An 8,323-nucleotide genomic window follows, 5' to 3' on the forward strand; every position below is an offset into this window, starting at 1 on the left:
ATTGTAGGTTTGGTTTTTATTTAGATATTGAGTTATACCTCAAGAGGTTATTGTTTAGTCAGTTTGATAAACATCTATATCTTTAATTTAGATCTCACTTAAATAATAGTTTTTGCAAAACTATCAGCTAAGTTTGAAGTAGATTCAGACTGGGAATAGAAAAGTTGTATCCTTACTTGATTAACAGAGGGAGTACATCCCATGAGGAATAGCTAATAAATAGGTTCGTGGCATTGCGATAGAAGTGTTCATCTAGTGCATCTCGGCAAAGGAGATTTTTTCAATGCAAAATAGAACAAGTAACGCTCAGGTTATCCGTCACGATGGCGATCAGTGTAGCGGTTTCGCCCAAATGTTGTGGAATAGCCCAAGAGCCGCTGCCTTAGCGCTCTTACTGATAGTTCTTCCTGCCTGTGACAGTCAAGAACAAGCGGTTAGTCCAGGAACTGGCGAAGTCGTTGAACCTGCGGCTGAAACAGTTAGTCCTGAAGCAGTTAGTCCTGAAACAGCTAGTCCTGAAACAACTACTCCTGTGGCTGGAGCAACCACAGGCGCAGTTGCCGAGACACCAAACGCCAATCTCATCGGTGAAAGTGTAACCGTGAGTACAAAAGTGATAAGAATCATTAGTCCGGAAGCGTTCGTAGTCCAAGATAAGGAATCTCTCGGCGGTCAAGAAGTGCTGGTTGTAACGAATTACAACTCTCCTGCTGTTGCCGTGGGTAAAAACATAGAACTAACAGGTATAGTGCGCCAGCTCGTTGTAGTTGACGTTGAGAAAGAGTACGGTTTCGATCTGGAGCCTGGGGTGGAAGCGGAATTTAAAGACAAGCCCATCATTACTGCTAAGGCAATTGAAGAGGTGGATTGAGCTAGCACGTAAGCAGTTCTCAGAGATGAGGACTGGCTGCGATCGCATTTGTGCCTCGCCTCATCGGCGGCAATGAGTTAGCACTTGAGGCGATAACGTTTGCTCTCACATCGCTGTGGACCGTGTTCCTAGCACCGGGGCTATCAGAGACCGGGCTGACGCAGAGATTCCCGTAATCTCCCCGTTAAACACGCCCAAAATACAAAATAGGACAACGCCCAGGTGAAAAGTCCACCAAGGCTCAAAGGTATAAAGGTAATGATGCAACAAAAAGGCGATCGCTAGGCAGTCCGCCCCCAGGATTGAGGGTCTAGGGAGCGACTGCCATTCGCCTTGAGCTATATCTGTGTTGACCTATTCTCAGGACTACAATGGCTGAAATAGCTGACAAACATCATCGAATTTCTTCTCGTTTGTCAACGATAAATACCTCTGCTTCGCCATCATTTTCTAGATCCACAGCGTCAGTAACCACTTTTTGAGTGGCTACCCGTTCACGCCTTTCAACAGGCTTAGCTTCTACAACTTCGCGCGTTGCCACCCGTTCACGCGATCTAGCTTCTATAAGATCGGGAGCATCGTAGATTCCAAATTCGTCAACATTGTGTTCGCGCATGATCGTTTGAACGCGACCAAGGTCATTTTCATTTCCACTGACCATCAACAGATAGTCGCCCGCCTTAATGCGCTCGTTGTACACCTTGGCTCTCTCTTCAGGAATACCCATACCAACCAAGGCTCCAATAATACCGCCAGCCGCAGCACCAATTCCGGCACCCGCCAACGTCGAGGCTAGAGCAGGTATCTCTACTCCTGCTGCAAGTATTGGACCAACACCAGGGATAGCTAATAAACCGACGCCTACCAAGAAGCCACCAATACCGCCTAGAACCGTACCAGTTGTAGCACCTATACCAGCTCCTTCCTTGGCTTCATTTCCGTGTTTCTCCGTTATCTCCTTAGCTCCTTCGATATCCTCGACATGCCGTGCTATTAAGGAGACTCTGTTCATGTCATAAGCTGACTTCTTGAGAGCATCGAGTGCCTGTTCAAGATCGTCCTGGCTTTTGAAAACACCTACAGCGCGTTTGTAGGAATCTGTTTCGCGATTAAATGTTTCTCTTTCATTAATCATTTCTTTTCTTTTCCTTTGAGTGAATTCAACAACTTATGGTGTTACTAAGTCCTTTTCTTTTTTCTCGACTTAGTTTAAGAAAAAAGGTTTTGCCCTAAAGAAGTAACTACTTGTTATCTACAGCGGAGGGATAGACCTCTGTGGCAACAATAACTGGTCTATTGGTGTATCGTTTCTCAAACTCCGCGATCTGATCGTCGTTCCAACCCAGAGCTTTAGCTTCCCGCGCCAGTATGTTAACGTTCCGCGTTACGCCAGTCACCACGACTTTTTCGCCTTCTTGGATATTACCTGGAACTTTAAAATCGCGATTGGCACCAATAACCAGCACTCCGATATCATCAACCCAACCATCTTCAAATAGGGCGAACGTATTGGGAATTGCAAGTTTTCTTACCTCACCCTCTACAGCGACGGGTTTATCGAAATAGCCCGCAGGAGCTTCATATAAACCTTCGGGAGTAGGGGCAAGCGCTAGGGATTGTGCAATGATGGCGGGTTTGCGTTCGTAGTCTACATACAGTTCGTCTTCTAAAGCCAGACCAAATTCTTTCTCAATGTCGGCAACAACAAATGACGCAACTTTACCTGTAGCTTGAACGGGCATGTCTGTGCCAGGAAGCGTGAAGGGAGTACCAGTGGCATTAATAACCAAAATGGGTTCGCCCTCCTTCGGTGTCATGAGAAAGCCGCTGTTTCCAACTGCTTGTGCCGTTTGGCTTCTCACCGTCACCTCTTTTCCGATGGTCTGATCGGGTGAAACTTCTGCAACTTCTTCAGCTGTTGTATTGGTTCTTCCGTCGGCAATCTCCTTATCATTACTGCAACCAGGAAGCAACAAAGCGGTTAGACCCAGCGCGATCGCTCCTATAGAAGCTCCTGTTCTTTTAGTCCAGCCTCTGCTGGAGTAACTTTGTTTAATCATGATTTTCCTTTTGCTAACTCTTGATCAATGAAAATAAAAAACGCATCTTGTGTATGTGTAATTTAAGGCAAACATCACTTAACTCTGCAATGCAAAAACTGAGGTTGCTTTTACAAACTTACAGATAAATAGGTTTACGTCTTTCTACCTATTCACAACAAAAACTAGTGATTATCTGTAAGCGGCAAACAGTAAAACAGTCTAACTCATTGATGGTTCAGTACATGCTACTGTTAAACTCCCTTCCAACATATTTGAATATAAAAGCAGTCACCTCTATCAATAGGAGGTTTTTCATCCCTAACTACTTGTATTTGCTTCAAGAATTTTGAAGTGTTTCCTCGATAGTGGGTAGCCGAGCGAACTTTTGCTTTTCGTTGTTTAACGTAAGTAGACAAACATAAATAAACTCAACATAGCTGTAGGATAAGCATTGCCTTAGAACTTGACCAGGCTTGAATCACAGGTTTTTCTGACATGTCAATCTTATGTTTAATTTCGTCCATCTACTTAGCTTCTAAGCCATTTTTGATAGTTAGGAACATCCTGAATTTTAGGAAGTTTATCAAGCATCTATACCTATGCTTATAGATGTTTAATAAACTTTGCTTAGTCTTAGATTTAAACAGCTAAACTATAGAGCTTATTCAAATATATACAGCACATTTGAGATAGGAGTTGTTTTTAAAGCTATACAAATTACGCTATTTTGAGCAATAGCGAATAATCTCAAAGCCTTAAAGATATTTGCTGCGGACAATTAAGTTAACTATGCTACTGGGTGTTCGATCCAGCGAACCGGATAGTGACTACGCTCCACGCCCGCTAATTCGCTAACGCCTGCTTGTGCTAGAAAGTTATCGAGTTCGTATAGCTTTAGCGGTTCTGGCATCGGATAACGCTCGTCAAGTTTCTTCAGCTCAGTGTAGTGGCGGATAAAGGATGCGATGTCTCTGGGGTATTGCTGCTCGTTCACGCCAATAAACTGACCATACTGGCGTGCTCGATTGAGAATAGACCGCCAGCGATCAATCGAGGCAATCCCTAGTGATTCAAGACCATTCGAGAACAGGTTAGCGTAAATTTCATCGTAGGGCTTGACGGTGTCCAGATAGTTGTCGAGCTTCTGTGCTGACATTTGATCGTTAAATACAGCCCAAAATGGCACTAGCCCAAGGCGCAATGTCCACCAAGGCTGGAGGTAAGTAAATGACTCAACAAAAAGGCGATCGCTAGCGCTAGGCAATCCACGTTGCTGATACCACCAACGATATAGGTCAGCAACCAGTGGACTCAAGTCCTGTGGGAAATCGAAAACAATCCGACGAACACGCAAACCATATTCACGGGCAAACTGCTCTACATCCTTCCGTAGGGCTGGCTCAAAGCCCCACTCTGACTCTGGATATCTGCCATCCGGGGCGGGTGGGTTCCACTGTCGGTGTTTAGATCCACGTCGTCTTAGAAAGTCGGCAATCTGCTGGCTGTCCTGAAAATAAGCTTCAGGGGGTAGCTCACCTTTGCCACCAACCTGGAAGAGATGACGTTCACCAGCATGGGTAGACAACCAGGTGTATTGGCATTCAGTTAGGAATAGTGTTCCACCCGGTTCTAAATTCTCCTTCAAAAACTGCTTGAATCTGCTGCCCAGATGGGTTCGCTTCAGCCGGAAGTAAGCAAGGCGACCAACCTTCAATCGATCTTGGTTCGGGTCATGCATTTGGTACACCGAAAGATCAGGATTCCTTGTCAGCAACCGTTGGACTTTTGTTTTAGCCCACTCCAACTTCTGTTTCGGGTCATCCAAATCGCTGGAGTGCCGCACACAAGTGAGAAGGGTTTGCGGCAAGTAAGGGATGCCCAGTGCTGCACACAGATGCACAGCAGCACCATTGGAAGAGCCAATCATAGCGGCAGGGTAGCGTCGTTTGGGATATTGCTTGACAACCCAACGAGACATGGTTTCCGCCCGTATCTCGTCTAGCACTCTGGGCGATGATGCATCTGCCCATCCTGAGAAAGTGGAGAACGTCTCAATCCAGCGATCGGGGAGATGGCTAGCGGCATCTAGTAATGAAGCGCTAAGCCATGGTAGATTGCCCCCCGATCGCAAATCTTTGCCATGAAGGTATTTAGCCGTCGCACGCAGTGCCGCTGTCGCCGAATCAAGACCGATGATGTAGTGGGGTCTGACCCCCAATGATACTAGTAGCTCAGTAATTCTTGGATGAGGAGAGGGGAATTTCATGTAATCATCCTTCACTGCTTTCTTGGACGAGTAGGTAGAGGTGGAGCCTTCATTGCTTGTCGTATGCTCAAGGCGTAACGGCAGCAAACTCTCCCTTAAAGCGAACCTGTCTAAAAGGTTGGCACTCCAACTGTTGCCCCTGACAAGTCACCTCTTCCTCGTCTACCCAAACTTGCTGTACCTTGAATCCGTGGAGATGGAGTTGGATACTTTTGTAAGGGAAAGCATAATCTCCCTGTTGCTGCCAGATTAGCTCCAAACCATCCTGCGATCGCCCTTCAGGGCGGTGCGCTCCGCGCAATCGCACCATCCGGAATTGCTCCAGTCGCCACTCTCCATACCCGTCTCCAGCATCGCTGTACAGGTATCCAACACTGGTTTCTTCAGCAGGTGGGTAGAGGTGAAGAATCAATTGCTCTGGTTCCTCCATTGGCAGAATACTTCCCGCTCTTACCAAAAGTGGAATCTGCTCCAGAGGTGCTTCAAGCGTAATCTCCCTGCCTCCTTCATGAGCCGTACCATCCCAGAAGTTATACCAATGCCCCTTGGGAAGGATAACGCTGCGCGATCGCGCTCCTTCCTCCAGAATTGGACAAACCAGTAGGGCATCCCCCAAAAAGAATGCATCATCCACACCCCAGAGTCTGGCATCATTGCTGTCTGACCAGAAAACTGGACGAACTGGAGGATAACCCTTCTCTTGAGCTTCCCAACTCAACGTATAAAAGTAAGGCAGCAGTCGGTAACGAAGTTGCAAAAATTGCCGAATAATGCTTAAGGTCGGTTCGCCATACGTCCAGGGTGCGCGGTGCCCAGCATTATTGGAGGAGTGAGTGCGGTAGAACGTGAGAAACGTTGCCATCTGGAACCAGCGCAGGTAAAGTTCAGCGGGGGGATTTCCCTGGAACCCGCCGATATCAGGCCCACTATAGGGAATGCCTGAAAGACCCAAACCTACTACTGTGGAAATTGTTAGGCGCAGTGCTGCCCAAGTACACTCAATATCACCCGTCCAAGTCCAGGCATAGCGCTGGAGTCCTGCCCAACCAGCACGGGAGACAATGAAGGGTCTAGCTTGGGGGCGATATTGGCATAGACTTGTGTAACCCGCCTGAGCTTGCAGCAACCCGTAAATATTATGAGCCTCACGATGGTCGCCACCTCTGCCCTCGAAGCAATGGCGTGTCACTTTTGGAAGGGTGCGATCGCCCCAGAGGATAAACGCGGCAGGCTCGTTCATATCGTGCCAGAATCCCCCGACACCTACATCCAGTAGATATTCATACTGCCGACTCCACCACTTGCGAACCAACGGTTTAGTAAAATCTGGAAAGACGCACCAACCGGGCCAAACAGGTGCAACCATAAGCTTTCCATCGGGAAGTTTGCAAAATGCATCTAGCACCTGACCTTCCAGAAATAGGTTGCTGGCGCGGCTGTACTTGATGCCAGGATTATTAATCGCGATAAACCGCACTCCATACGCGGCAAGTTCCTGCGTAAAACTTGCGAGGTTGGGGAAGCGATCCGGGTCAATGCTGAAGGCTCGATTTCCCACCTGACAATCAATATCGAGGTGAATCGCACTCAACGGCAGATTATGCTCCTTAAATCCCTTCGCTTCTTCTCGGACTGCCTGTTCGGTACGGTATCCCCAGTGAGACTGATGATAGCCCAATGCCCAACGGGGAGGAAGCGAAGAACGCCCCGTTAATTCCGTATAGCGCTCCAAGAGTTGCGCGGGTGAGCCAGAAATCACGTAGTAACGCAACGCTCCAGCCTCGAAGTCGGCTGTTGCTACATCCTCAAAGGTAAACGTGGATTGAAAGGAGTTTTCATAAAAAATTAGGTAACTCCCAGAGGAATGAAGCCCCAGATACAGAGGAATGCAGATGTACATCGGGTCGGAACCTGGACCATACATACCCGCCGCATCGAAGTTCCACATTCGGAAGCTTTTAGCGCGATCGCTAACTTCTCCTTTCTTCGTCGTCTCCTTGGCAGTACGCAGGTTTAAAGGTGCTGCCCGTTCTCCCAATCCGTAGATATTTTCTTCGTTTCGCAGTCGCGCTTGATGAATCCACCTCTCACCCTGTCGCTGTGGCGGCAGTTCTTCCCGCAGCGTTTGTCCAGAAAAGTCGCAGAATTTGAGACTGCCATCAACACTGACAATGACTTTAAGGGCGTTTGGGACGGGGTTAGCTGAAGTCGTCGATACCGTCCAGCTATCGTCCGTCTTATCTAACGTTGTCTCTACCTCTGACCAATCGGAGCGAGCAATGGCATAAGGAATTGGCGGGATACCAGGGAACCAGTCAACCCGAACTAAATCGGAGGTGAGAAAAGAGACTTCCAGTTCTGCTTGCTCAAAGTAGAAGTAAGCACCTCGTTGCGTCGGTTCTGCCTTTATGAGTTTTCCGGGTTTGTTGAACTCTTCACAAGGGGGTGCAGGGGCAAATTGGCGTTCGAGGCGATCGCGCTTGAGCGAGTAGAGAAATGAGCGTGGGGCGTACTTTAGGTAGAAGAGCGACCCGAAAAAAAACTTTAATTTTAGTGCGAGCTGCTTGGTAAAATTCATATTACCTTCGTGAGTTACGAAGCAATTTGTACTTGGTACAACAAGTTTGGATAACGTTTTGCCAACGAATCACGCCAGTTTAACTGCCTTATCTATAGTAGTTGTGCAATTGGGCTGGATAGTTACATCTAAATATTCGCAAATATTTAATATAAATCAAGCTTTAGATCTGAGTTTACAAATAATTTATTACAAGAATATAGTTTCACTAAACAGGAGGGCTTATTAATTAATCTTCTATAAACATAGATATAGAGGATTGATAACCTCGTTTAGACTTAGATTTAAACAGCTAATTTGTAGAGTTTCTTAGAAGTAATAGTTAACCTTGTTGTAAGTGTAATAATCCGCAAGGATATTAATGATTTTTGTGGGATGGGCATCTTGCCCGTCCGATGCTATTTTTGCAAGAGACACCATGAGCTGCGCTCACAACAAAGGATGAAAATATAATAGACCTATCCTTAATAGAAAAGCTGTGGGATGATGAAAGAATAATTAAGAATTCCGTGCATCTAGTAATGACAAGTCCTTTGGAAAGAATCGAATCACATCCTCAAGAAGCA

General features: G+C 46.7%; 5 protein-coding genes. 1 reads left to right on the forward strand and 4 read right to left on the reverse strand.

What is annotated here, in order from left to right:
* Window positions 1–283 precede the first annotated feature (283 nt).
* Complete coding sequence (locus H6F98_RS08020) at window positions 284–871, forward strand: hypothetical protein (protein WP_192218146.1); 588 nt, start codon at window positions 284–286, stop codon at window positions 869–871.
* Between the two features lie 394 nt (window positions 872–1,265).
* Here the strand turns inward: H6F98_RS08020 and H6F98_RS08025 are convergent, their stop codons facing one another.
* The 4 genes from H6F98_RS08025 to H6F98_RS08040 form a co-directional block, all read right to left on the reverse strand.
* Window positions 1,266–2,006, reverse strand: a complete 741-nt coding sequence (locus H6F98_RS08025; RefSeq protein WP_192218147.1) for a histidine kinase — start codon at window positions 2,004–2,006, stop codon at window positions 1,266–1,268.
* A gap of 106 nt (window positions 2,007–2,112) precedes the next feature.
* Window positions 2,113–2,931, reverse strand: a complete 819-nt coding sequence (locus H6F98_RS08030; RefSeq protein WP_192218148.1) for a hypothetical protein — start codon at window positions 2,929–2,931, stop codon at window positions 2,113–2,115.
* Between the two features lie 769 nt (window positions 2,932–3,700).
* Window positions 3,701–5,179, reverse strand: coding sequence for a hypothetical protein (locus H6F98_RS08035; protein WP_199348364.1), 1,479 nt, complete (start codon window positions 5,177–5,179; stop codon window positions 3,701–3,703).
* Between the two features lie 67 nt (window positions 5,180–5,246).
* Window positions 5,247–7,757 (reverse strand): glycoside hydrolase family 31 protein, encoded by a 2,511-nt coding sequence (locus H6F98_RS08040; RefSeq protein WP_192218149.1) that lies wholly within the window; start codon window positions 7,755–7,757, stop codon window positions 5,247–5,249.
* Between the last annotated feature and the right edge of the window lie 566 nt (window positions 7,758–8,323).

The organism is Microcoleus sp. FACHB-SPT15 (assembly GCF_014849525.1).
GTDB lineage: Bacteria > Cyanobacteriota > Cyanobacteriia > Cyanobacteriales > Coleofasciculaceae > Symplocastrum > Symplocastrum torsivum.